The 24745-nt window shown below is 69.7% G+C and carries 19 protein-coding genes and 2 rRNA genes; 10 read left to right on the top strand and 11 right to left on the bottom strand.

Translation table 11 applies throughout. From position 1 onward, the window contains the following. Positions 1-5 precede the first annotated feature (5 nt). Complete coding sequence (locus H4696_RS45820; protein ID WP_192782902.1) at positions 6-2423, top strand: sensor histidine kinase; 2418 nt, start codon at positions 6-8, stop codon at positions 2421-2423. 46 nt (positions 2424-2469) lie between these two features. Here the strand turns inward: H4696_RS45820 and H4696_RS45815 are convergent, their stop codons facing one another. Then, positions 2470-3075 (bottom strand): response regulator transcription factor, encoded by a 606-nt coding sequence (locus H4696_RS45815; protein ID WP_086860969.1) that lies wholly within the window; start codon positions 3073-3075, stop codon positions 2470-2472. Positions 3076-3388: 313 nt separating this feature from the next. Continuing rightward, positions 3389-3520, bottom strand: a complete 132-nt coding sequence (locus H4696_RS51000) for a hypothetical protein (RefSeq protein ID WP_264086339.1) — start codon at positions 3518-3520, stop codon at positions 3389-3391. 500 nt (positions 3521-4020) lie between these two features. Between H4696_RS51000 and H4696_RS45810 the strand changes: the two genes are divergently transcribed. Continuing rightward, entirely contained in the window at positions 4021-4773 is a 753-nt protein-coding gene (locus tag H4696_RS45810; RefSeq protein ID WP_086860971.1) for a helix-turn-helix domain-containing protein, read from the top strand. A gap of 309 nt (positions 4774-5082) precedes the next feature. Next, a complete protein-coding gene (locus H4696_RS45805; protein WP_086860973.1) occupies positions 5083-5688 on the top strand; it encodes a response regulator transcription factor in 606 nt (201 codons plus the stop codon). Positions 5689-5750: 62 nt separating this feature from the next. On the opposite strand, the gene H4696_RS45800 is transcribed toward H4696_RS45805, so the two are convergent. The 3 genes from H4696_RS45800 to H4696_RS45790 all read right to left on the bottom strand — a co-directional run bounded on the left by H4696_RS45800 (position 5751) and on the right by H4696_RS45790 (position 10814). After that, on the bottom strand, positions 5751-6917 hold the full coding sequence (locus H4696_RS45800) for a sensor histidine kinase (protein WP_086860987.1): 1167 nt from the start codon (positions 6915-6917) through the stop codon (positions 5751-5753). A gap of 94 nt (positions 6918-7011) precedes the next feature. Beyond that, entirely contained in the window at positions 7012-8457 is a 1446-nt protein-coding gene (locus H4696_RS45795) for a SagB/ThcOx family dehydrogenase (protein WP_086860974.1), read from the bottom strand. Positions 8458-8507: 50 nt separating this feature from the next. Further along, positions 8508-10814 carry a TOMM precursor leader peptide-binding protein gene (locus H4696_RS45790; RefSeq protein WP_086860976.1) on the bottom strand — a complete coding sequence of 769 codons (2307 nt, stop codon included), beginning with the start codon at positions 10812-10814 and terminating at the stop codon, positions 8508-8510. Positions 10815-11115: 301 nt separating this feature from the next. Between H4696_RS45790 and H4696_RS45785 the strand changes: the two genes are divergently transcribed. From H4696_RS45785 to H4696_RS45775, 3 genes are all read left to right on the top strand, one after another. Further along, positions 11116-11808 carry a winged helix-turn-helix transcriptional regulator gene (locus H4696_RS45785; RefSeq protein ID WP_086860978.1) on the top strand — a complete coding sequence of 231 codons (693 nt, stop codon included), beginning with the start codon at positions 11116-11118 and terminating at the stop codon, positions 11806-11808. Between the two features lie 483 nt (positions 11809-12291). Next, entirely contained in the window at positions 12292-12867 is a 576-nt protein-coding gene (locus tag H4696_RS45780; protein ID WP_086860979.1) for a hypothetical protein, read from the top strand. Then, a complete protein-coding gene (locus H4696_RS45775; protein WP_086860981.1) occupies positions 12864-14192 on the top strand; it encodes a copper resistance CopC/CopD family protein in 1329 nt (442 codons plus the stop codon). Before H4696_RS45780 ends, H4696_RS45775 begins: the two co-directional genes overlap by 4 nt. Before the next feature lie 81 nt (positions 14193-14273). Here the strand turns inward: H4696_RS45775 and H4696_RS45770 are convergent, their stop codons facing one another. After that, entirely contained in the window at positions 14274-14945 is a 672-nt protein-coding gene (locus H4696_RS45770) for a maleylpyruvate isomerase family mycothiol-dependent enzyme (RefSeq protein ID WP_086860983.1), read from the bottom strand. Between the two features lie 109 nt (positions 14946-15054). Between H4696_RS45770 and H4696_RS45765 the strand changes: the two genes are divergently transcribed. The 3 genes from H4696_RS45765 to H4696_RS45755 all read left to right on the top strand — a co-directional run bounded on the left by H4696_RS45765 (position 15055) and on the right by H4696_RS45755 (position 17756). After that, complete coding sequence (locus tag H4696_RS45765; protein ID WP_086860988.1) at positions 15055-15774, top strand: MgtC/SapB family protein; 720 nt, start codon at positions 15055-15057, stop codon at positions 15772-15774. A gap of 144 nt (positions 15775-15918) precedes the next feature. Continuing rightward, positions 15919-16737, top strand: a complete 819-nt coding sequence (locus H4696_RS45760) for a coiled-coil domain-containing protein (RefSeq protein WP_249027019.1) — start codon at positions 15919-15921, stop codon at positions 16735-16737. Positions 16738-17042: 305 nt separating this feature from the next. After that, entirely contained in the window at positions 17043-17756 is a 714-nt protein-coding gene (locus tag H4696_RS45755) for a CPBP family glutamic-type intramembrane protease (RefSeq protein ID WP_192782901.1), read from the top strand. Here the strand turns inward: H4696_RS45755 and H4696_RS45750 are convergent. From H4696_RS45750 to H4696_RS45740, 3 genes are read right to left on the bottom strand one after another with little or no spacing between them, the layout of a single operon-like run. Continuing rightward, complete coding sequence (locus tag H4696_RS45750) at positions 17753-18034, bottom strand: metal-sensitive transcriptional regulator (RefSeq protein ID WP_086865018.1); 282 nt, start codon at positions 18032-18034, stop codon at positions 17753-17755. The genes H4696_RS45755 and H4696_RS45750 overlap by 4 nt on opposite strands. 53 nt (positions 18035-18087) lie before the next feature. After that, positions 18088-20199: a heavy metal translocating P-type ATPase gene (locus H4696_RS45745; protein WP_192782900.1), complete on the bottom strand. Its 2112-nt coding sequence runs from the start codon at positions 20197-20199 to the stop codon at positions 18088-18090. Continuing rightward, complete coding sequence (locus H4696_RS45740; protein ID WP_086865020.1) at positions 20199-20405, bottom strand: heavy-metal-associated domain-containing protein; 207 nt, start codon at positions 20403-20405, stop codon at positions 20199-20201. The genes H4696_RS45745 and H4696_RS45740 overlap by 1 nt, the downstream gene beginning before the upstream one ends. 78 nt (positions 20406-20483) lie before the next feature. Here H4696_RS45740 and cobF point away from each other — a divergent pair, with 78 nt between their 5' ends. Next, positions 20484-21251 carry a precorrin-6A synthase (deacetylating) gene (cobF, locus tag H4696_RS45735; protein WP_192782899.1) on the top strand — a complete coding sequence of 256 codons (768 nt, stop codon included), beginning with the start codon at positions 20484-20486 and terminating at the stop codon, positions 21249-21251. Positions 21252-21303: 52 nt separating this feature from the next. On the opposite strand, the gene rrf is transcribed toward cobF, so the two are convergent. Together rrf and H4696_RS45725 are read right to left on the bottom strand one after the other, a co-directional pair. Further along, a 5S ribosomal RNA gene (gene rrf, locus H4696_RS45730) occupies positions 21304-21420 on the bottom strand. Positions 21421-21492: 72 nt separating this feature from the next. Next, positions 21493-24612 (bottom strand): 23S ribosomal RNA (locus tag H4696_RS45725). Positions 24613-24745 lie beyond the last annotated feature (133 nt).

Raw genomic sequence — 24745 nt, 5'->3', positions numbered from 1 at the left:
CAACCATGTCTCCGGTCGCCGCACTCGAGCCCACCGGACGCTCGGCGACCGCCGAACCGCGCGGCACCACCGCGGCGGACCGGCGCCCCCGGCTGGCCACCTACCTGGCCGCGGCCATCCTCGTCACCGTCGTCGCCGGGTTCGGCCTGATCGGCGTGGTCAGCCTGCTGCCGAACTCGGTCGACGCCTGGGAGGGCGCGTACGCCATCGCCGCCGTCTCCGGGCTGCTGGGCATCCAGCTGCTGTGGTTCGGCAGGCCCGCCGCGCGGCTCGACTCGGTGACCAGCCGGGTCCTGCTCGCCGTCATGGTCGTGCTGGCCTACGCGCCCGTCGCGACCTTCGGCCTCTTCTGGGCGGACATGCCGGACTTCGTCGGCGGCGCGGTGCTGCTCGTGCTGCCCCCGAGGTACGCCTGGCCCGCGGCCGGCGCGGTCTGGCTCAGCATCCCCTTCATCTACTGGTACCACGACGCCGAGCCGCTGACCGTGGTCTACAACGCGATCGCGGCGACCTTCTACATCATCCTGTTCTACCTGCTGGCCCGGCTGCCCCGGATGGTCAACGAGCTGCACGAGGCCCGCAGCGAACTGGCCCAGCGCGCGGTCGCCGAACAGCGGCTCGCCTTCGCCCGCGACCTGCACGACCTGCTCGGGCTGAGCCTGTCGGCGATCGCGCTCAAGGGCGAGCTCGTGCACCGGCTGATGCGCAAGTCCGCGGACCGGGCCAAGGCGGAGCTCGCCGAGATCACCGCGACCGCGCAGCGCACGCTGTCCGACGTCCGCGCGGTCTCGCACGGCTACCGCGAGCTGTCGCTGGAGAAGGAGTCCCGGACGGCCGAGACGCTGCTGTCGGCGTCCGACATCGCCGTCCAGATCCACCTCGACCGCGGTGACCTGCCGGTCCAGGCCGGGACGCTGCTCGCGCGGGTGCTGCGCGAAGGGGTCACGAACGTCCTGCGGTACAGCGAAGTCGAGCACTGCGAAATCGACGTCCGGCAGCACGACGGCAAGGTCACCCTCGAGATCGTGAACGACGGCGTGACGAGGGACGACCCCGCGCTCGCCCCGGACAGCAAGCTCCGGGCGCTGCCTGACGAAGTGGCCGCGCTCGGCGGCACGGCGACCGTGAAGACCGGCGCCGACGGGCGTTTCCGGCTCCGCGTCGAGCTCCCCGTGCCCGACCGGACGGCGAGCGCCGCCGCGCCCGAGGCCGAGCGGCAGTCGGTGGTGACCGAGTCGAAGCGGATCCGCTGGCTGCTGCCGACGGCGATGACCATGATGGGGTGCGGCGCGACCGTGCACGTGCTCGAGCTGACCAGGGAGGCGTGGCAGGTCGCCCTGGTCGTCGGCTGCGTCGTCGCGCTGCTGGCCCTGCAGTTCTCGTACTTCAACCGGCCCTCGACCCAGCTGCCGTCGACGCAGAGCTACGGCATGCTGTTCGTCCAGGCCTGCCTGACCTACCTGCCGCTGCTGCCGCTCGGGCCGAACTGGGTGAGCGTGCCCGGGTTGCTGATCGGCAGTTCCCTGCTGGTCCTGCCGCCGGTGGCGGGCTGGGCGTTCTTCGCCGTCAACATCGCCGCCTACGCGGAGATCCAGCGGATTTCGGGCGCGGACATCACCTCGACGGTCTTCTACACGGCCGCCACCGTGCTGACCGGGCTGGCGGTGTTCGGGCTGCTGTGGCTGGTGCGGCTGGTCACCGAGCTCGACAACACCCGGCGCCGGCTGGCCGAGATGGCGCTGGCCGAGGAACGGCTGCGGTTCGCCCGCGACCTGCACGACCTGCTCGGCATGAGCCTGTCCGCGATCGCGCTGAAGAGCGAGCTGACCGCGCGGGTGCTGCCGCTGGACCGCGACCGCGCCGCCGAGGAGCTGACCGAGGTCCTCGGCCTGACGCGGCAAGCTCTTTCCGACGTCCGCTCGGTCGCCAGCGGCTACCGCGAACTTTCCCTCGACAGCGAGTCCCGCACCGCCAAGTCCGTGCTCGCGGCCGCCGACGTCCGGGTGCGGATGGAGATGCTCGAGGAGGACCTGCCGATGCCGGTGCGGACGGTGCTGGCCGTCGTGCTGCGCGAAGGCGTCACGAACGTCCTGCGGCACAGCCGGGTGGAGAGCTGCGAAATCGCGATGCGCCGCACGGGCAACGGGATCTGCCTCGACATCGTCAACGACGGCGTCGAGCGAAACGGGGACGGGCCCCGCCCGGCCCGCCGCGAACCCGAAGCGGCCGGAGAACCCGAGGTGGCGGAAACCCCCGCGGTGCCCGCACCGCGGGTTCCGGCTTCCGTCGTCACGTCGCGGGAAACCTCGCCGGGCAGCGGGATCGGCAACCTGTCGCACCGGGTCGCCGACCTCGGCGGCGAGCTCACCGCCGGGGTCGAGCCGGACGGCCGCTTCCGGCTGCGCGCGGTCGTGCCGGTCTGAACCACGGAAATACTGGTCTGTACCTCTTCGCCCGGACCGCCGCCGGTCAGAGCCAGCCGGACTCTTCGGCGATGCGGATGGCGTCGACCCGGTTGCGGGCGTTGAGCTTCGCGACGACGGTCGTCAGGTAGTTCCGGACCGTGCCGGCCGACAGGTACAGGCGCGCGGCGACTTCGACGGTCCCGTAGCCCTGCGCGGTCATCCGCAGCACGTCGAGCTCGCGGCCGGTGAGCGGGCAGTCCACGGTGTCCCAGGCGGCCAGCGCCAGGTCCCCGTCGACCATGCGCCGTCCCGCGAGCACCCCGCGGACGGCGTTGGCCAGCTTGTCGGGCGGCGCGTCCTTCAGCAGGAACCCGCCCACCTTGGCGTCCAGGGCACGCCTGAGCGTCCCCGGCCGGCCCAGGCTGGTCAGGATGAGGGTCCGGCACTCCGGGAGCTGTTCGTGCAGCTCACCGGCCGCGGTGAGGCCGTCCTTGCCCGGCAGGTCGATGTCGATGACCGCCACCTGCGCTTGCTTGGCCTTCGCGGTGGGCAGGATCTCCAGCCCCGACGCGACCTCCGCGACCACCTCGATGTCGGGCTCCAGCCGCAGCAAGGCGACCAGTGCGCCCCGTACGATGTGCATGTCCTCGGCAACCAGCACTCTGATCACGGGTGCCTCCGCACTCACGATTCCCCAGAAGCTCAGTTAAACATTCTGCTTGACGAATCGGTTGCACCATTCGGGCACCACTTTGCCGCCACTGCCGCGGAATACGCCGGCCCAGGTAAGTACCAGGTTAAAAATGCCGGTTCGCGACCGGACAGCTACCGGCCGTAACAGGCACGCGGGCCAGTCTGTGGGAAACTTGCCGTCCGGCGACTGTGGACACACGGGTGCTCCACATGCGCCGAGCCGGCCACGACGGACGCGGGAGATGTCCGTCGTGACCGGCTCGGCGCGGTCGGGAACTGCACAAAGACCCTCAGGCGGCTTCGAGGAGATCGACGCGGCAGACGGAGCCGCGCACCGGGCGGAGGTCGGCGTCGCCGTTGCTCCACTGCTCGAAGCGGTCGATCGCCAGGTCGGTCCCGGCCTTGTCGAACTCGATACCCATGTCGGCGAAAAGCGAGCGAACTTCAGCGGAAAACTGTGCGGACATTGTTGCTCCCCAGTGGCGAAGATGAATGCTTCACGTGACATAAATCGTCGCTGAACGGCACAACGACAGCCAGTGCCCGCATCATCGGGCCACTGTGGCTTACACATGGTCCGTGCGGTTCCGAAGCAGACTCCGAATGGACTAGCAAGAAGTCGAAACATGAGCGAAGCACGCCTATTTCGTGACCAAGCGCGGTCAGTCGACTGCTCTTCGCTATCACCGGCGCGGGTGACACACGTCCGATGCACGTCGACTACCCCCTCGAAACCCCGGCAAACGGGCCATGTGCAAAACGCATGTCGACCACCGGTGAAATCCACGTCGACCGGTGCACAGAGCACTTAAGAAGTAGACGGCAACGGATCTACAGTTTTAGCCGGAATCAATTCCCGCACCGGGTGCCTTCGCCGGGAAGGCGATCGGGCGGCACTCCTCGACCGGAAGGACGGCCTACCATGGATGAGATCGTCCGGCAAGCTGTGGCACGAGCGATCGTGACCATGCGAGACAACCTGGGCGAGCGGCTCACGATCGACGACCTCGCCCGCGCGGCCATGTTCAGCAAGTTCCACTTCACCCGCGTGTTCCTGCGGGTCACCGGGCTCTCGCCCGGGCGGTTCCTCTCGGCCCTGCGGCTGGCGGAGGCGAAACGCCTGCTCGCGACCACCGTGATCTCGGTGGCCGACATCAGCCACCAGGTCGGGTACAACAGCGTCGGCACGTTCAGCGCGCGGTTCAGCGGCAGCGTCGGCATCTCGCCGTCGGGCTACCGCCAGCTGCACGGCATGGCGCCGCGGATCGCCGACCGGCAGGCCGAGCCGGGCTCGGGCGCCACCGTGCGGGGGCAGCTGCGCCTCTCCTCGCCGGCCGACGTCGGACCGGTGTTCGTCGGGCTCTTCAGCGCTCGGATCGCCGAGGGCACCCCCGCCCGGCACGTGGTCGTGCCCGGTCCCGGGCCGTACGCGCTGGCAGACGTGCCGCTGGGGTCGTGGTACGTGCTGACGCACGCCTTCGGCACGTGCGCGCTGGACGGCAACCAGGCACTGCGGCCGTTCACCGGCCTCACCGGCCCGGTGCACATCCAGCGCGGCGTCACGGCGAGCCTGGCCGACGTGCGGCTGCGCCCGCGCCACGGCTTCGACCCGCCGGTCCTGCTGGCTCTCCCGGACCTGCGCCAGGCCGCCGTTTCGCGGTCGCTGGCGAGCTGAACGGAACACTGGGGATGTGCCGCCCGCGCGGGGTCCGCGGGCGGCGTGCTTGACTGGGGATGTGCCGCCCGCGCGGGGTCCGCGGGCGGCGTGCTTGACTGGGGATGAACCCGCGGCCGTTCGGCCCAACGTGCCGACATCGGCCGCGGGATTGCGGGTACCCGCCTATCTCGGGTAAGTGCGCAGGAATTGAGGGGCATTCTCCCCCGGTGCGCGATCGGGGTTTCACTTCCGGGAAACTCTTGCGTCGTCGCGCAATGGCGTACAATTACCGTTCGGAGTCGTCGGACTGGGGTGCGAGGTACCGTCGTGATCAAGGTGTTGCTGGCCGAGGACATGCACATGGTCCGCGGCGCGCTCGTCGCCTTGCTGAACCTCGAATCCGACATCGAGGTCGTGGCCGAGGTGTCCACGGGCGACCAGATCCTGCCCGCCGCGAAGGCGGCCCAGCCCGACGTCGCGATCATCGACATCGACCTGCCGGGCAAGGACGGTCTCTCCGCGGCCATCGAAATCCACGAAAGCCTGCCGGACGTCCACACGCTGATCCTGACCAGCCTCGGCCGGCCGGGCACGGTGCGCCGGGCGCTGGACGCCAAGGTGAACGGCTTCCTGCTCAAGGACGCACCGTCCGACAAGCTGGCGAACGCGGTCCGTTCGGTCGCGATCGGACGCCGGGTCATCGACAGCGAACTGGCGCTCGCCGCCTGGGAAACCGACGACTGCCCGCTGACCCCGCGCGAGATCGAGATCCTGTCGCTGGCGGCACGCGGGCGCACGGTGGCCGACATCGCGTCCGAGCTGTTCCTGTCGGCGGGCACGGTCCGCAACTACCTGGCCGCGGTGGTGACGAAGCTGAACGCCCGCAACCGGGTCCACGCCATCCGCATCGCCACCGAAGCCGAGTGGCTCTGACCGGCCCCGGTCCGGAAAGCGCTTTCGCCCCGCTCCGCACGCTCCGCTCCAAGGTCCGGGCGTCAGCTGGCGCGCGGGCGTTCCCGCCGCACCGAGCCGACCGGGATGGCCACCAGCAGGCGGTGGGTGCCGTCCGGGCCCACTTCGGTCGTCAGCGTGCCGTTCATGGCCTCCACGCGGTCGCCCAGGTTCCGCAGCCCGGCCCCGGAACTCTCGCCACCGTCGCCCGCGCCGTTCGCGCCGTCGTTGACGATCTCCAGCCAGGCCGTGCCGTCCTCCGTGCTCACCGAAAACGCGCACCAGCTCGCGGTGCTGTGGCGCACCACGTTCGTCACGCCTTCGCGCAGCACCGTCCCCAGCGTCGTGGCCACCGGCGAGGGCAGCTCGCCGATGCCGGACCGGGCGACCGTCACGCGGGTGCCCGCCGCGCTCAGCACGTCCGCCGCCGCGCGGCACTCCTCCTCCAGCGACAGCTCGCGGTAGCCGGCCGCGATCGTGCGGACGTCGGCCAGCGCGCGCCGGGACATCACGAGCAGCTCCGAAAGCTCCGCCTTGGCCAGCTCCGGTTTGCCGGGCACCAGGCGATCCACGAGTTCACCCTTGAGGGTGATGGCCGAAAGGCTCAATCCCAGCAGGTCGTGGAGGTCGCGGGAGAACCGCATGCGTTCCTCGGCGATGGTCCGGCGCTTCAGCTCGCACACCTCCTGCGCCCGCCCGGCGACCACCCTCGCGGCCGTCGCGAGCCCGAACAGCGACAGCGCCGCCACACCGGCCGACACCGCGCTCCCCAGTCCGGCCTCGAGCCAGCCGGCGGGCCAGCTCGGCACCACGGAAACGACTCCGGCCACGACGCACGCGAGCAGCGCCCAGGGGACCGCTCTGGCCGGCGGCGACACCAGCAGCAGGCCACCGGCGAAGAACCCGCTCGCGGTGCTCCACGACGCCCCGAGCGGCAGCAACGGCCCGAAACCCAGTGCGGCCTGCACGGTCAGTGCCAGCCACGGGCGCCGGACCCGGCCACGGGCGAACCAGCACAGGTGCCCGGCCACCAGCCCCGCGGCACAGGCCAGCGCGGCCGGCCGCAGGAACCACGGCTCCGCACCGGTCAGCACCGGCAGGACGGCCAGCAAGGCCACGCCGACGGCGGCCACGGCTTGCGCGCCGAGCACGAGCGCGCGGGAATCCCGCCGCTCCTCCGCGGGCGGCGCGGCCCGCCTCCGAAACCGCAAACCGCGCACCCGCACCGGATAATCCACGGCCCCTCCCGTGTCACCCCGCACCCCAGGCCACCAAGGTAACAGGGCGCAGTCCCGGTTTCAGGGGTCAACCGACCCCGGGGAAGTCGAGGACGCACTCGCCGACGCTCACTTCGGCGGGCCACTCCAGCTTCAGCGAGCGGTCGACGCGGTCGCCGGCGTCGACCGGCACGGCGTGCGCGGCGAGCCCCATCGCCTTCGCCGAGAGGTACAGGACCTGCTGGAGCGCGCCGACGTGCAGCAGCGTCGTCGCGTACGCGGCGCTGCCCAGCACCCAGGCGATCCGCGACATCCGCGCGGTCATCGTCAGCAGCACCGACGGCCTGCGGTGGCTGCCCGCCCCGATCATCGCCAGGTCGAGCAGGCCGTCCAGGGCCACCGCGTCGTCGTTGATGAGCGTCAGCGTGTGCCACAGCGGGTCGTAGTGGTAGATCCCGCGCCCGAGACCCGCGCACCGGTTGATGGCGACGTAGATTTCGAGCTCGTACAGGCAGGCGACGCTGAAGTACGGCCGCTGGGACGCCTCGTGGCCGGGCCCGCCGGGCAGGTAGGTCGGCCCGATGGACCGCACCCGCGCCGCGCGGAAGAGGAACTCCCCGATCTGCTCGGCCGACAACGCGCGTTCGGTGACCTCGGGGCACACGTGGTCTTCTTCGAGCAATGAGCTCAGCGTGGGGTCGTTCGCCTTGAGCGCGGCCGGGTCGGGGCGGTGCAGCGGGAACGTGGGGCCCGCGGTGATCTGCTTGACCACCGGGGGCTCCGCGCCCGTCCGGCGCGGTCCCGGTTCCGAGGACCCGCCCTTCTGCCACGTCCGGCTGCGGGCGTGGAACATCAGGTCGTCCTGCGACCAGACGGCGAGGTCGTCGTCGCCGTCCTCGGCGAACTCGGCCCAGTCGTCGGCCGCCAGCACCACGCCTGCCGACACCAGGAAGGCGGCGATGTCGGCCACCACCGCTTCGGCCAGCCCGGTGGTCTCGGCGACCTGCGCGACGGTGACCGGCCGCGCGAGCGACGACGCCACGCTCACCGCGGGCGGCCGCAGCAGCGCGACGCGGTACCGGGCGCGGGGCGATTCGAGCAGCAGCCCGCCGCTGTCCGGCCGCATCGCCGAGAACCGGGAAAGCTTGATGAGCCGCTCGGGTGGCACCGGATCGCTCGGGAAAACCGGGTTCTGCGTCACCGGGATCGCCGAAAGCAGCGGCCCGCGGCCGTCGTTGAGCGCCAGGGAGTGCACGACCGAGCCGGACAGCCGGTTGAGGGCGCGGCGCAGCGCGCCCGCCCAAGCTTCGGGGCCACCGCTGGCCGAGGAAGCGAGGTTGCCCATCGAGACCGGGCCGAGCACCATCCGGCCCAGTGATTCGCGAACCGGCCCTGGGATGCCCGCCAGCTCGTACTCACCCCACCAGGTGATCGCGACGATCGTGTCGTCGTCCCCCGCCTCCAGCAGGGTGTCTTCGGTGAGGGACCAGAGCCGGACGGTCTCCGGGATCCCCTCCTGGCGGTCTGCAGGCAAGGCCAAACTCCTCAAGCGAACTACGAACACCGAACTCCCGCACAGGGCGCTCAGAGGAACATCGGGAACGGGTTGAGCCGCGCGTACGGGGTCGGCGTTTCGAGCCTGCCCAATGCGACCGGGACGTCGAAGAGCCGGCCGGGCGCGAACCGGGCCCAGAAGGGGCGCAGCCCCGGGACGAGCACCTTGACCACGGGGATCCCGACGTCCGGGCGCGTCTGGTCGAGCACCAGCAGTTCCAGGCCCGCGCGGTCGAACACCCGGCCCAGCGCCTCGACGTCGTCGCGGACGTCGGGCCGGTTGACGAACGGGAAGTCCGCGGCGGTCCGCATCCGCTGCCCCGCCGCCGGCCGCAGGTACGGCTGGTTCGCGACGGTCGCGTAGGCCAGCCAGCGCCGCGCGTCCGGGTCGTCGAGCCCTTGGCCGGCTTCGCGCACGATCGGCAGCATCTGGTTGAGCTCGGTCACCGCGCGGCGCACCGCGATCCGCGGGTCGAGGTGCGCGCCGAAGCCCATCATGATGTCTTCGTGCGGGCCGTCGGTTCGCCGCGAAAGCGCGACGGCCACCGGGATCCCGAGGTCGGAGGTCACGTCGAGGACCCACAGCTCGCGGCCGATCGCCGCGTAGTTTCCGGACATCTCCTCCAGCCACGCGTCGGCGAAGGACGCCAGGTCGACCCCCGGCACCGGCGTGCGGTTATACCACCACAGCGCCACGGCGTCGCGTTCGACGAGTTCGAGCGCGCCCTGCAGGATCGCGTCCTCCAGGCTGCTGCCCGCCGCCGCGCCGTTCGAGTCCGCGCGCACCCCGCGCGCCGCGCTCTCCCGCGGGGTCCCGTAGTACAGGTAGGACGTCGGCAGCAGGCGGCGGCGCCCCGACGGCGACCACACGGGCGTCCAGTCGGTGCGGGCCGCCGGGTCGAACGGCTCGGGGACCTGCTGGAAGTCGGCGTGCGCCCGGTTCCAGGCGACCCGGTCGGCGTACTGCTGGTCGGCGAAGAGCATGCAGCTGTTGGGGTGGACGGCTTCGTCGCCCAGTTCTTCGTAGGAGCCGCGGATGCGCAGTTCGTCGCCCTGGAAGTTGCCGGAGAACCGTTCCGCCGCCTCGCAGAGCGCGCTGACCTCGGCGTCGAGCGGGCTGACGCCCTTGCCGCCGTTCTCGCAGCGCAGCCCGGCGCGCAGCGCGGCCATCCCGGTGATGCCGCGGGCGACGTTGGGGCCGGAGCGGTAGGCGTTGGCGAACGGCGGCGCGGCCGGGTCCGGCTGGATCTCCTTGATGATCCCGGTGACCGGGCTGATCAGGTGCCGGTGCCGTTCGAGCATCTGCGACGGCGTCGCCGTGCGGTGCCCGCCGCCGCCGGTGGTCGCCTTCTTCGCCGGCCGCAGCGTCACCGGGCGGACCGACCGCCACGCGACCTGCCACGGGTCGCCGCAGCCGGGGCACTGCGGGCGGCGGCGCAGTTCGTGCAGCCTGCCCTGCAGGTCCAGGGTGTCGAGCGTCCACACGCACTGCTGGCCGTGGTAGCGGTACCCGGCCACCCACTTGGCCGCCTCCAGCGCGACGAGGTGCGCCGCGGCCGAGGTCAGCGGCGGCAACGCCGGCATCGGGCGGCGCGCCGGGCCGGCGTGGCCCAGTTCCTCCTGCACGCACGCTTCGGCGTGCCGGTGGCCCCACAACCGGTGGGTCAGGCAGTGCCAGCAGGCCCCGGTCGGCTGCAGCACCGGGCCGATCCACACCTGGGCGCCGAACGGGCGAGCCAGCAGCCACGGCCGCCCGGACCGCCGGTGCTCGGCGTCGACCACGGCCAGCCGCGGGTCGAGGTAGTCGGCGCACAGCACGACCGACAGGTCGGCGGAGCCGGCGTCCGCGCGCACCACCCCGAGCCCGGCACCGGCGAGCGCCCGCTCGACCGCACCGGTGTCCACTCCGTCGGCGCTGTCGCCGACCGCCGTCAGCCGCACGGTGCCCTGCCGTGCGGCGACGAGGTCGGCGTCCACGCCGCACGCGTCCCAGTAAGCCAGCGCGCGTTCGTCACCGAGCCGCTCTTCGTCGCTCTGGCTGCGCAACGTCACCAGCCCGGCGTCGACCAGCTGCGCCAGCAGCGCCGCGACCTCCTCCGGCGCCATCCCGCCGGGCCGATCGCGCAGCAGCCCGTCGAGGTCGTGCTTACCGTCCAGAAGCGCGGCGAGCGACTCGATCTTCGCGCCGCGCATCGCGATCACGCCCTGTTCGGAGAACAGGTACGCCCCTTTGCCCGCCCTGACCTCGGCCCGGAGGTGACGGCGGAAGGCCGGGGCCCGCGCCGGCGTCGAGCCGCCGTCTTCCGGAACCCGTGCGTTGACAGCTGTCGTGCGCATCGGCTCTCCTGCCGGTAGCCGGGTGGGGCGGGACGAGAATCTGAATCCTGCTCCACCCGAGGTCTACTCAGCCAGTGCGGCAAACACGGAGAAGTCATGCAAAACGCATGGGTCGACATGGAAAACGCACGGTGCGCCGATGCGGGACTCACTGGCCGCGCACCGCGCTGAACCGTCACCGTAGACAGCGACGCCCGCGGCGGAATGGTGCGTCACGGGGCACCGTATCCGACCTCGCGGCCCTGCGCGATTCGGGGGTGGTGCCCGGTCTGGCACCCCGAGACATAGTGAGGACCCGAGTATGCCTACCTCTGCTCGCACCTACGGACAGTTCTGCGGCCTGGCCCGGGCGCTCGAGATCGTCGGCGAGCGCTGGTCGCTGCTCGTCGTCCGTGACCTCATGCTCGGCCCGAAGCGCTTCACCGACCTGCAGCGCACGCTGCCGCGCATCCCGGTGAGCATCCTGACTTCGCGGCTCAACGAGCTCGAGGAGTCGGGCGTGGTCCGCCGGCGCGTGCTGTCGCAGCTCGACGGCGGCATCGTCTACGAGCTCACCGAGTACGGCACCGAGCTCGACCACATCGTGCTCGACCTCGGCCTGTGGGGCTCGCGGTCGCTGACCTACCCGAAGCCGGACGAGGTCTTCACGCTCGACACCGCGATCATCTCGCTCTACACGACCTTCCAGGAGGAGGCCGCCACGGGCGTGCACGTCAACTACGAGCTGCACCACCCCGGCGACATGGTCGTGCACGCGATGGTCGACGACGGCGCGCTCAAGGCGTCCGCGGGCGCGCTGCCCGCCGCCGACCTGGTGATCGAGCCGCAGGGACCGGCGCTGCTGGACCTGCTGAACGGCAGCCTGTCGGCGCCGGACGCGATCGCCAGCGGCAAGGTCCGCGTCGAGGGCGACCCGGCGCACCTGGACCTGTTCACCCGCCTGTTCCGCGTCCCGCCGGCGCCCGACCGCCCGACCGGCCTGGTCGCGCACTGACCGGATCGCGCGCCGCGGGGCCGTCCGCACGTCGTGAACGGGTCGTTCACCTCGCCAGACGACGGGGTCCCGGCAATGTCGGGTCGGTGCCGGTCCGCAGCGTTGCGCCGGCGTCTTGAATGACTCATTCAGGACCTCCGAAGACCTGAATGAGTCATTCAAGACGTGGAGCGAGCGGGTCACCGGCGGCGGAGTGACTTGGCCGCGCGACTTCGCCGGCGCCCTGACGCCAGACGACATGAACGACCCGTTCACGACATCCCCGCGACGGCGTGCTGAAGGGGACTTTCCTCGCACCACACGACAGCGAAGTCCCCTTCAGCTCATCTCGAGCCGATCACCCGACCGGGCCCGTCGCGCGGCGCGCATTCGGCCGAGTGCCGCGGTTTCCCTGGTGGAATGCGCAATCCGGAGTAACGGATCACGGGCCGCCGACGGCTATCGTCGACGCACACCTTCGACTTCGGGAGACCTGGGGTTCGCATGTCGACGTCCGAAATCGCCCGGCCCACCGGGTTTCTCGGCGGCCTCAACAGCCGCTACCACAACCGCGCGCTCGCGGTGTTCATGCTGGTCGTGATCGCCCACTGGGCCGAGCACATCGTCCAGGCCGTGCAGATCTACGGGTTCGGCTGGCCGACCTCCAAGGCCCGCGGCGTGCTCGGCATGCCGTTCCCGTGGCTGATCTCGCAGGAGTGGCTGCACTACGGGTACGCGCTGGTGATGCTGGTCTTCCTGTGGGTCCTGCGGCACGGGTTCGCCGGCCGGTCGCGGCAGTGGTGGAACCTCGCGCTGGGCATCCAGTTCTGGCACCACATCGAGCACCTGCTGCTGTTCATCCAGGCGCAGAGCGGCTGGCGGCTGGCCGGGCAGAAGGTGCCAACCAGCATCATCCAGCTGCTGGTGCCGCGCGTGGAGCTGCACTTGTTCTACAACACGATCGTCACCATCCCGATGATCGTCGCGGTGATCCTGCACCGGCGTGCCTCGGCCGCCGAGCGCGAGATCACCGGCTGCTACTGCGGCGCACCGAAGCAGCCCGAGCTCGCCGCGTCGTGAAACGCGCGCTGGCCCTGCTGGCCTTCCTCGCCGGCTGGCTGCTGCTCAGCGCCACTCCCGCTTCGGCGCACGTCGAAGTCGTCTCGTCGGCCCCCGGGGACGGCGCCCGCCTGAGCGCGGCGCCGTCCCTGGTGTCGGTCACGCTGTCGGAGAACGTCGGGATCCAGCCCGGGTCCATCAAGGTCGTCGACCTCACGGGCAAGCAGGTGGACTCCGGTCCGGTCTTCCAGCCCGGCGAGGACGCCGAGCAGCTCGCGGTGAAGCTCCAGCCCGGTCTCCCCGACGGCAGCTACCTGGTCGAATACGCGTTCGTCTCGGCCGACTCCCACCCGGTCCGCGGCACGTTCGCGTTCGTGGTCGGCACCGGCCCGCTGGTGACGTCGGCGGGCGCGGTGTCCGCGGCCACCGGCACCGACGGCGTCGTCGACGCAGCCTCGACGTCGGTGCGCTGGCTGGCCTACCTCGGCGTCGTCCTCCTCGGCGGCGCGGCGTTCCTGGTCCTGTGCCGCCCGGCGGGCCGCACCGACCGCCGCGCCCGTCGTCTGCTCAACGCCGGCGCGGGCCTGGTCGCGGCGACCACCGTGGCGACGTTCGTGCTGCAGGGCCCGTACGCGGCCGGGCGCGGTATCGGCGCGGTGTCCGACTTCGGGCTGCTGGCCGACACGCTGCGCGTCGCCTACGGGAAGCTGCTGCTGCTCCGGCTGGCCGCGGTGGCCGTGCTGGTCGTGCTGCTGCCCCGGTTGCTGCGGCCGGACCAGCCGGACAAGCTGCGCGCCCGCTACGAGAACCTGACGATGGTGACCGGCTTCGTCGTCCTGCTGACGTTCTCGGCCACCGGCCACCCGGTGACGGACCCGGTCATGTTCGTCTCGGTGACGGCGGACCTCGTCCACTTCGGCGCGATCGCGGTCTGGGCGGGCGGCCTGGTCCAGCTGGCGCTGTGCTTGTCCCGCCCGGCCCCGGACGAGGACCTGGTCCCGGTGGCGACGCGGTTTTCCCGCATCGCGGCGGGCGCGGTGACCGCGGTGGCGATCAGCGGCGCGATTCTGGCGCTGCGGATCATGCCGACGCTGTCCGCGCTGTGGACGACCGGGTTCGGCCTGCTGGTGCTGCTGAAGATCGCCGGCCTGGCGGCGCTGCTCGCGGTGGCGAGCCGGTCGCGCGCGGCGGTCCGGCGGAGCATGACCGAGCCGGCCGAGGGCACGACGAAGACGGTCACGGCGAACCTGCGCCGCCTGCGCGGCGCGGTGGCGGTGGAGGTCCTGCTCAGCGTGGTGGTCCTGGCGCTGGCGGCACTGCTGACGGTGACCCCGCCGGGCGGCTGACGGCCGCGCTGGCAGTGTCTTGAATGAGTCATTCAGGTCTTCGGAGGTCCTGAATGACTCATTCAAGACGTTGGGGACCGCTCAAACCCCGGGCCGGGGCGGGGGCGTGAACGGCCCCCACGTGAACGCGGGCAGCCACCGCCCCGGCGCCGCGCTCCAGTCGAGCGCGGCCAGCTGGCTCAGCGACCGGCGTCCGGCCAGCGCCCGGTACAGCTCGTGGGCGGGGGCGGTCACCGACACCTCCGGCCGTCCCTGGCCCGCCGTCCACGTCGAGCCGCCGGTCGTGCGGATCCGGACCGGCGGCAGCCCGCGGCCGGCGACCGAGCCCGAAAAACCGCGGACCAGCACGTCGAAGCTCGGCGCCCAGGCCAGGTGCTCCACCGGCGGCGGCACGCCGAGGGCCGCGCGCAGGTCCAGCTCGTGGGTGTAGGCGTCCATCACCAGCACGTCGCCGCTGCGCCCGCCCGCGTCGGCGAGGCGCCGGTCGAGTTCGTCGCCGAGCTCGTCCCAGCGGTCGAGCAGCTCGGGGACCTCGCGCGGTCCCGCCGGCGGCAGCGTGCCGCCGTGGCGCTCGAGGACGCCCTCGGCCTTCTCGAGGACGTGGGCGAGCAGGTCCGTGACGGTCCACTTCGGACACGCCGGGACCGGGCGCCGGTGCGTGCCGGGCCGCCCGCCGAGCAGCGCGCGGACGTGGCGCCGCACTTCCGGGTAACCCACGAAGTCCGGCGCCGGGACCGGCCGGGTCGCTGTCACGAGCTCACCTCACCCTGGCACGATCGGGGCTGTCGGCCCAGTATCCCCTGGTGACGGCGTCGCGGTTCTCCTCGCGTGCCGTCGGCCGACGCGAGAGGAGGTCGTGACCTTGCCCACACTGTGGTCCACGTCGGCTCAGTGGGAGCTGCTGCCGCCGGTGCTGCTCGCGCTCGTGCTGAGCGTCGCCATCGGGCTCGAACGCGAGGCCGGAATGAAGGCCGCCGGGCTGCGGACGCACAGCCTGGTCGGCGTCGGGTCGGCGGTGTTCATGCTGGTGTCGAAGTACGGGTTCGCCGACCTGCTCGGCCTGGACCACGTCTCGCTGGACCCGTCGCGGATCGCGGCGCAGATCGTGTCCGGCATCGGCTTCATCGGCGGCGGCCTGATCTTCGTCCGCCGCGACGCGGTCCGCGGCCTGACCACGGCGGCGACGATCTGGGTCACCGCCGCGGTCGGCACGGCGTGCGGCGCCGGGCTCCCGGTGCTCGCGGTCGGCACGACCATCGCGCACTTCGTGGTGACCCGCGGCTTCCCGCCGCTGCAGCGGTTCGTCGCGCGCCACCGCCGGCAGCCCCCGGTCCTGCAGCTGAGCTACCTCGACGGCCACGGCGTGCTGCGCGCCGCGCTGGCCGCGTGCACCGGACGGGGCTGGTCGGTGCACCACGTCGACGTCGACCACGAGTCGCTTTCCGAAGAGGGACAACGGATCGCGGTCGTCACCCTGCGCCTCGACGGCCGCGGCGATCTCTACGACCTCGCCGCCGAACTCGCCGAACTGCCCGGCGTCCGGAGCACGTCCACCGGCAACGGGGAACCGCTCGACGAATGATCACCCGCCCGGGCAGCGCGCGGCGGCGGGTTTGCGGCACACTGGGGTGCACACCGGATTCCCCGGTACCGCAAGGAAAAGGTGCGGCCGAGGAAAAACCATCCAATTCGGAGGTGAGGCATGGCCCCCGGCGGTGGCGAGGACGTGGCCCGATTCGACCTGGCGTGGCGCGGCTTCAATCGCGCTCAGGTCAAGGAATACGCCGACTGGGCCGAGGCCGAGATCCGCAGACTCACCGCCGAACGCGACGCGGCGCGAAGGCGCGTGGCCGAGCTCGCGGAGCAGAACGGTGAGCTCCGCGTGAAGATCGACCGGATCAGCCGCACCCCGATCGCCCCGGACGCCCTGCAGGAGCGCTCCCGCCGGATGATCGAGCTGACCCGCGAAGAGGCGACCGAAATCACCACGCGCGCAACGGAAACCGCGGCGCGCATCCGCCGCGAGGCGGAGGAAGAGGCCGTCCGGCTGACGGCGGAGGAACGCCGTCTCGTGGCCGAGGCGAAAGCCGAACGCGACCGCCAGCGCGCCGAGCACGAAGAACTGACGCGCGCGGCCGAGCAGCGCCGCCGCGAACTCGACGAAGCGGCGGCCCACCGCCGAGCCGAGCTGGAGGAAGATCACCGGCGCGCGATGACGGTCCGCCGCGCGGAGGCGATGCGCGAGCTGGCGGAGCAGGAAGCGGCGGCCCGCGCGAAGGCGGACCAGCTGGTAGCCGAGGCGACCCAGCGCGGAGAAGCACTGGTCGGCGCGGCCGAACGCGAGGTCACGGCGCTGAACGAGGTCCGCGACAAGCTCCACGCGAGCCTGACGGGCTGCCGAGCCCTCCTGACGGAGGCAGCGGTTGCCCTGGACGACCGGCCGGCCCCGTTCGACCCGGAAGCGACGTTGCCGATGCCGATGTCGAAGAGAGTGCCGGTCCAACGCAGGTCGCCGGCGGACAACCTCGCCGACCCGGTCAGCTGACGTTGGCCCTCGCAGTGGCTGGTGGGGGTCGCGAATGACTCATTCGGGACCACCAACGTCGCGAATGACTCATTCGCGACCTCGCCGCCCTGGTCAGCGCGGGTATCGCCGCCCCAGCCGACCTGCGAAGTCCGCGGCAAGCCACCGGCGGCGGTGTCCCCAATGACCCATTCGGGACCACCAGCGCCGCCAATGACCCATTCGCGACCTCGCCCGACATGGCCAGCCCACCCCCGCGGCCGTCGCCTTACCGAGCCCGCCGCCGCACCACCGAACGCCCGACCAGAACCCCCAGGCGTCCTCCCTTGACCGACACCGACGCCGTCCCCTTCCCACCCCGCCGCGTGTTCGCCCTGGTCGCCGCCGTCCTCACCCTCGCCGCGGCCACCACGCTCGCCAACCGCGTCCTGCCCGGCTGGGCCTACCCCCTCTGCGGCCTCGCCGCCGCCCTCATCCTCATCGGCCTCGGCCGGGCCGCCGGCTGCACCTGGACCGACCTGGGCCTGAGCACCCTCCGCCGCCCCGCCCTGATCGGCCTCGCGGGCGCCGCGCTCATCGCCGTCGTCTTCGGGATCGCGCTCGCCGTGCCGTCGCTCCGCACCGTCTACCAAGACGGCCGCGTGGGTGACCCCGACCTCGGCCAGCTGCTCTGGCTGACCTGCGGCCGCATCCTGTTCGGGACCGTTCTCATCGAAGAGGTCGCCTTCCGCGGCGTCCTTCCCGGCCTCTTCGGCGCAACCGACGACCGCTGGCGCTGGCCGCCCATCCTCTGCTCGGCCGCGCTCTTCGGGCTCTGGCACGCGCTCCCCGCGCTCGCCATCGGCCGCAACGCCGCGGTCCACGCCGTGTTCGGGTCGACGCCCGTGGTGGTGCTGCAGGTCCTCGCCATGGCCGCGGCGGGGGTCGCCGGGGTCTTCCTGCACTGGTGGCGGCACGCCGGCCGGGGCGTGCTCGCCTCCGTGATCGTGCATTTCACGACCAACGCCGGCGGCCTCACCCTGGCCGTACTCGTACGTTAAGAGCGGACCAGCCGCGCGATCGCGTCCGACGCCTCGCGCACCTTCAGGTCCGCTTCCTCGCCGCCCGACGCCGCCGCCTGGACGACGCACGTCGCCAGGTGCTCGTCGAGCAGCTCCAGCGAGAACGACTGCAGTGCCTTCGTCGCCGCCGACACCTGGGTCAGGATGTCGATGCAGTACTTGTCCTGCTCGACCATGCGCTGCAGCCCGCGGATCTGCCCCTCGATCCGGCGCAAGCGCTTGAGATAGGCCTCGCGGTCAGTGCCGTAACCCGTCATCCCACCTGTCCCCTCGTCCACGTCCCTGACCACCGACTATACCCTCCGGGGGTTCAGCGGAAGCGGCGCAACCGCAGGCTGTTGCTCACCACGAACGCCGACGAACACGCCATCGCCGCGCCCGCGATCATCGGGTTCAGCAGGCCGAGCGCCGCGAGCGGCAGCGCCGCCACGTTGTACGCGAACGCCCAGAACAGGTTCCCCTTGATCGTCGCGAGCGTGCGGCGCGCGAGCCGGATGGCGTCGGCCGCCACGCGCAGGTCGCCGCGCACCAGGGTCAGGTCGCTCGCCTCGATGGCCGCGTCCGTGCCGGTGCCCATCGCCAGGCCCAGGTCGGCCTGGGCGAGCGCGGCCGCGTCGTTGACGCCGTCGCCGGCCATCGCCACCACGCGCCCCTCGGCCTGCAGCCGCTTGACGACGTCGACCTTGCCCTCCGGCAGCACCTCGGCGATGACCTCGTCGATGCCCGCCTCGGCGGCGATCGCCCGGGCCACGCCCTCGTCGTCGCCGGTCAGCAGCACCGGCGTCAGGCCGAGTTCCCGCAGCTCGGCGACGGCACGGGCGGACGTCGGCTTGATGGTGTCGGCGACGGTCAGCGTGCCGCGGACCTCGCCGTCCCAGGTCACGCCGACCGCGGCGCCCTTCGCCCGCCCGACGCTGACCGTGCGCCCCTCGACCACGCCGGTCACGCCGACGCCCGGGGTACTGCGGAACTCGGTGACCGCGGGCAGCGCGCCGAACCGCTCGCGGGCGGCGTCGGCGATGGCGCGGCCGATCGGGTGCTCGGACGCGGCCTCGACGGCGCCCGCCAGCCGGAGCACCTCGCCGTCGCCCTCGACGAGCGTCATCCGCCCGGTGGTGACGGTGCCGGTCTTGTCCAGGACCACGGTGTCGACCCGCCGGGTGAACTCGAGCACCTCGGGCCCCTTGATGAGGATGCCGAGCTGGGCGCCGCGGCCGGTCCCGACCAGCAGCGCCGTCGGCGTCGCCAGGCCGAGCGCGCACGGGCAGGCGATGATCAGCACGGCGACGGCCGCGGTGAACGCCGCCTCCGTCGCGCCGCCCGTGGCCAGCCAGACGACCAGCGTCGCGAGCGCTGCGAAGACGACCGCCGGCACGAACACCGCCGAGACGCGGTCGGCCAGCCGCTGGACCTCGGCCTTGCCGTTCTGCGCCGCCTCGACGAGCCGCGCCATCTGCGCCAGCCGGGTGTCGGCGCCGACGCGCGTGGCCCGCACGAGGAGCCGCCCGCCGACGTTCACGGTGGCGCCGGTGACCGCGTCGCCCGGCCCGACCTCGACCGGCACGGATTCGCCGGTCAGCATGCTGGTGTCGACCGCGGAGCCGCCCTCGGTGACGACGCCGTCGGTGGCGATCTTCTCGCCGGGCCGCGCCACGAAGACGTCGCCGGAGTGCAGGTCGGTCACCGGGACCAGCCGCTCTTCGCCGTCACGCAGGACGGTGACGTCCTTCGCCCCGAGGTCCATCAGCGCGCGCAGGGCGGCGCCGGCGCGGCGCTTCGACCGCGTCTCGAAGTAGCGGCCGGCCAGGATAAACGTCGTGACGGCGGCGGCCACCTCGAAGTACAGGCTGTCGCCGGCCATCCCGGAGCTGATCAGCTCGAAGCCGTGGCGCATGCCGATCTCGCCCGCCGTGCCGAACAGCAGCGCGTACAGCGACCAGGCCGTCGCGGCGACGACGCCGAGCGAGATGAGCGTGTCCATCGTGGCGGTGGCGTGCCGGAGGTTGACCGCGGCGGCGCGGTGGAACGGCCACGCGCCCCAGGTCACGACCGGGGCCGCGAGGACGAGCGAGACCCACTGCCAGTAGTCGAACTGCCAGGCCGGGACCATCGCGAGGGCGACGAGCGGGACGGTGAGCGCCGCCGAAAGGAGCAAACGCTTGCGGAGCGTGGGCGTCTCGTCCGGCGCTTCGGGCTCAGGTAGCCGCGCGGAGTACCCGGCGGCTTCGACCACGGCCGTGAGATCGGCGACGGACAGCTCGCGCGGGTAGCTGACCTGGGCTTTTTCGGTGGCGTAGTTGACCGTCGCGGTGACGCCGCCGACCTTGTTGAGCTTGCGCTCGACGCGGGCGGCGCAGGACGCGCACGTCATCCCGCCGATGGCGAGTTCGACGCGCTCCGCGGCGGTCACTTCGGCCGCCATCACGCGACCAGGCGGTAACCGGCCTCGGTCACGGCGGCGGAAACGGCTTCGGCGGTCAGCGGGGTGTCGCTCGTCACGACCACGCGCCCGCTCTCGACGTCGACGTCGACCTGCCGGACGCCGGCGAGTTCGGAGACCTCTTCGCGGACCGAGGTGGCGCAGTGTCCGCAGGTCATGCCCTCGACGGTGTAGGTCGCTTCGGTCATCGGAAGGTCCTTTCGCTCTCCTTCCTTTATACCCATCGGGGGTAGGGGTTCTCCACCGACCCCCGACAGACTCGACGCATGCGCAAGCTCTACGCCATCGGGATCGGGGCCGGCGACCCGGAGCACCTCACGGTGCAGGCGATCGACCGCCTCAACCGCGTCGACGTCTTCTTCGTGCTCGACAAGGGCTCGGAGAAGGCGGACCTGGTGCGGCTGCGGCAGGAGATCCTCGACCGGTTCGTCACGCGGCCGGGCTACCGCGTGGTGCTGGCGGAGGATCCGCCCCGCGACCGCACGCCGGCGGACTACCGGGCCGCGGTCGCCGACTGGCACGCGGCGCGCGCGGAGGTCTACGAGCGGATGATCGCCTCCGAGCTGGGCCCGTCCGGCACGGGGGCGTTCCTGGTGTGGGGCGACCCGTCGCTGTACGACAGCACGATCGCCTTGATCGAGGCGGTGCTCGCGCGGGGGAACGTCGCGTTCGAGTACGAGGTCGTGCCGGGGATCAGCAGCATCTCGGCGCTGGTCGCCCGCCACCGGACGACGATGAACCAGATCGGCCGCGCGGTCCAGCTCACGACCGGCCGCCGGCTGGCCGAGGGCTGGCCGGACGGGGTCGACGACGTCTTCGTGCTCTTGGACGCCCACACGACGTTCGACCGCTTCACCGGCGAGGGCCTGCAGATCTTCTGGGGCGCTTATGTGGGGACGCCGGACGAAATCCTGCTCTCGGGTCCGCTGACGGCCGCGTTGGCGGACGAGATCCGCCGGGTCCGGGCCGAGGCCCGGGAACGCCACGGCTGGATCATGGACACGTACCTGCTGCGCCGGCCGGCCCGGAAATAGCGAAAGGCCCCGGGAGAACCGAGGTTCTCTACCGGGGCCTTCCTCATGTTAAGTTCGGCGGTGTCCTACTCTCCCACAACCCTTCGGTTGCAGTACCATCGGCGCTGTCAAGCTTAGCTTCCGGGTTCGGAATGGGACCGGGCGTTTCCCTGACGCTAAAACCACCGAAACATCTCTGAAACAACACACACCGTCACCGGCGTGGTGTTTCAGAACCGTAGAGTGGATGCGCAACATCTTCGTAGACAAGTCCTCGGCCTATTAGTACCAGTCAACTCAACAACACATTACTGTGCTTCCATATCTGGCCTATCAACCCAATGGTCTCTTGGGGGCCTTAACCCACAAAGGGGTGGGATACCTCATCTTGGAACAGGCTTCCCGCTTAGATGCCTTCAGCGGTTATCCCTTCCGAACGTGGCCAACCAGCCATGCCCTTGGCAGAACAACTGGCACACCAGAGGTTCGTCCGTCCCGGTCCTCTCGTACTAGGGACAGCCTTCCTCAAGTATCCTACGCGCGCGGCGGATAGGGACCGAACTGTCTCACGACGTTCTAAACCCAGCTCGCGTGCCGCTTTAATGGGCGAACAGCCCAACCCTTGGGACCTACTCCGGCCCCAGGATGCGACGAGCCGACATCGAGGTGCCAAACCATGCCGTCGATATGGACTCTTGGGCAAGATCAGCCTGTTATCCCCGGGGTACCTTTTATCCGTTGAGCGACACCCCTTCCACCAGGAGGTGCCGGATCACTAGTCCCGACTTTCGTCCCTGCTCGACATGTCTGTCTCACAGTCAAGCTCCCTTGTGCACTTGCACTCAACACCTGATTGCCAACCAGGCTGAGGGAACCTTTGGGCGCCTCCGTTACTCTTTAGGAGGCAACCGCCCCAGTTAAACTACCCATCAGGCACTGTCCCTGAACCAGATCATGGCCCGAGGTTCAGATTCCCAATTCGACCAGAGTGGTATTTCAACAACGACTCCACAGTAACTAGCGTCACCGCTTCACAGTCTCCCACCTATCCTACACAAGCCGAACCGAAAACCAATACCAAACTATAGTAAAGGTCCCGGGGTCTTTCCGTCCTGCCGCGCGTAACGAGCATCTTTACTCGTAGTGCAATTTCGCCGGGCCTGTGGTTGAGACAGCCGGAAAGTCGTTACGCCATTCGTGCAGGTCGGAACTTACCCGACAAGGAATTTCGCTACCTTAGGATGGTTATAGTTACCACCGCCGTTTACTGGCGCTTAAATTCTCAGCTTCGCCCCGAAAGGCTAACCGGTCCTCTTAACGTTCCAGCACCGGGCAGGCGTCAGTCCATATACATCGTCTTGCGACTTCGCATGGACCTGTGTTTTTAGTAAACAGTCGCTTTCCGCTGGTCTCTGCGGCCACCCACCCCTAGCCTGCAAGAAGCTTCAGGATGTTTGGCCCCCCTTCTCCCGAAGTTACGGGGGCATTTTGCCGAGTTCCTTAACCACAGTTCACCCGATCGCCTTGGTATTCTCTACCTGACCACCTGTGTTGGTTTGGGGTACGGGCCGTGCATGCACTCACTAGAGGCTTTTCTCGGCAGCATAGGATCACTCTACTTCGCCTCAAACGGCTACGCATCACGTCTCAGCCTATATGGAACACGGATTTGCCTATGTTCCGGCCTACACGCTTACACCAGGACAACCATCGCCTGGCGGAGCTACCTTCCTGCGTCACCCCATCGCTTGACTACTACGAAATCAGGTCCCACGCTCCACACACCGTCATTCACCCGAAGGCTTCAAACAGTGGCTTTGGGTGGTTAGTATCAAACGCCTCGTCATGGGCGCACATGCTCGGGTACGGGAATATCAACCCGTTGTCCATCGACTACGCCTGTCGGCCTCGCCTTAGGTCCCGACTTACCCTGGGCGGATTAGCCTGGCCCAGGAACCCTTGGTCATCCGGCGGCAGAGTTTCTCACTCTGCATTCGCTACTCATGCCTGCATTCTCACTCCCACACCCTCCACGACTGGCTTCCGCCGCCGCTTCCCTGGATGCAGGACGCTCCCCTACCCATCCATACCACTAGACAACACCCTCAAGGAGTGAAGCCGATGTATTGCATGAATGACACAGCTTCGGCGGTGTGCTTAAGCCCCGCTACATTGTCGGCGCAGGACCACTTGACCAGTGAGCTATTACGCACTCTTTCAAGGGTGGCTGCTTCTAAGCCAACCTCCTGGTTGTCTGGGCAATCCCACATCCTTTCCCACTGAGCACACACTTAGGGGCCTTAGCTGGTGTTCTGGGCTGTTTCCCTCTCGACGACGAAGCTTATCCCCCGCCGTCTCACTGCCGTACTCTAACACCACGGTATTCGGAGTTTGGTTGATTTCGGTAACCCGGTAAGGCCCCTAGACCATCCAGTAGCTCTACCCCCGTGGAGAAACATACGACGCTGCACCTAAATGCATTTCGGGGAGAACCAGCTATCACGGAGTTTGATTGGCCTTTCACCCCTACCCACAGCTCATCCCCTCAGTTTTCAACCTAAGTGGGTTCGGGCCTCCACGACGTCTTACCGTCGCTTCACCCTGGCCATGGGTAGATCACTCCGCTTCGGGTCTAGACCACGCGACTGGATCGCCCTATTCAGACTCGCTTTCGCTACGGCTACCCCACACGGGTTAACCTCGCCACGCAGCACTAACTCGCAGGCTCATTCTTCAAAAGGCACGCCATCACCCCAAAAGGCTCTGACGGCTTGTAGGCACACGGTTTCAGGTACTCTTTCACTCCCCTCCCGGGGTACTTTTCATCTTTCCCTCACGGTACTCGTCCGCTATCGGTCTTCAGGAAGTATTTAGGCTTACCGGGTGGTCCCGGCAGATTCACAGCAAATTCCACGAGCTCGCTGCTACTCGGGAACACCACCAAGATCGGTGAAACTGGTTTTCGCGTACGGGGCTCTCACCCACTCCGGCCCGCCATCCCAAGCGGTTCCACTAACCAGCACAACAACCCGAAGAAATGTCAGTCTCTTCAAGGTGGGTCCCACAACACCGCACACACAACGCCTGACAGCTTGACATATGCACGGTTTAGCCTCTTCCGCTTTCGCTCGCCACTACTCACGGAATCACGGTTGTTTTCTCTTCCTACGGGTACTGAGATGTTTCACTTCCCCGCGTTCCCTCCACACACCCTATATATTCAGGTGCGGGTAACACCACATCACTGGTGCTGGGTTTCCCCATTCGGAAATCCTCGGATCACAGCTCGGTTGACAGCTCCCCGAGGCTTATCGCAGCCTCCTACGTCCTTCATCGGCTCCTGAAGCCAAGACATCCACCATGTGCCCTTAACAACTTGACCACAAAGATGCTCGCATCCACTCTACAGTTCTCAAACACCACACCAGAAACAAACAGCGTTCCAGGGCTGTGACGCCCTGAGGCGTGTTGCCTCAGGACCCAACAGTGTGCATGTGAACACCCGGCCACCCGAG

Source organism: Amycolatopsis lexingtonensis (assembly GCF_014873755.1).
GTDB classification, from domain to species: Bacteria; Actinomycetota; Actinomycetes; order Mycobacteriales; family Pseudonocardiaceae; genus Amycolatopsis; species Amycolatopsis lexingtonensis.
This window is presented reverse-complemented; position numbering and strand designations above follow the sequence as displayed.

Excerpts from the sequence above, each read along its gene's own strand:
- H4696_RS45820 (WP_192782902.1), top strand. The coding sequence starts at position 6 with ATGTCTCCGGTCGCCGCACTCGAGCCCACCGGACGCTCGGCGACCGCC.
- H4696_RS45745 (WP_192782900.1), bottom strand. The coding sequence starts at position 20,199 with ATGGCGGCCGAAGTGACCGCCGCGGAGCGCGTCGAACTCGCCATCGGC.
- H4696_RS45740 (WP_086865020.1), bottom strand. The coding sequence starts at position 20,405 with ATGACCGAAGCGACCTACACCGTCGAGGGCATGACCTGCGGACACTGC.
- cobF (WP_192782899.1), top strand. The coding sequence starts at position 20,484 with ATGCGCAAGCTCTACGCCATCGGGATCGGGGCCGGCGACCCGGAGCAC.
- H4696_RS51000 (WP_264086339.1), bottom strand. The coding sequence starts at position 3,520 with ATGGGTATCGAGTTCGACAAGGCCGGGACCGACCTGGCGATCGACCGC.
- H4696_RS45750 (WP_086865018.1), bottom strand. The coding sequence starts at position 18,034 with ATGACGGGTTACGGCACTGACCGCGAGGCCTATCTCAAGCGCTTGCGC.
- H4696_RS45785 (WP_086860978.1), top strand. The coding sequence starts at position 11,116 with ATGCCTACCTCTGCTCGCACCTACGGACAGTTCTGCGGCCTGGCCCGG.
- H4696_RS45780 (WP_086860979.1), top strand. The coding sequence starts at position 12,292 with ATGTCGACGTCCGAAATCGCCCGGCCCACCGGGTTTCTCGGCGGCCTC.
- H4696_RS45790 (WP_086860976.1), bottom strand. The coding sequence starts at position 10,814 with ATGCGCACGACAGCTGTCAACGCACGGGTTCCGGAAGACGGCGGCTCG.
- H4696_RS45810 (WP_086860971.1), top strand. The coding sequence starts at position 4,021 with ATGGATGAGATCGTCCGGCAAGCTGTGGCACGAGCGATCGTGACCATG.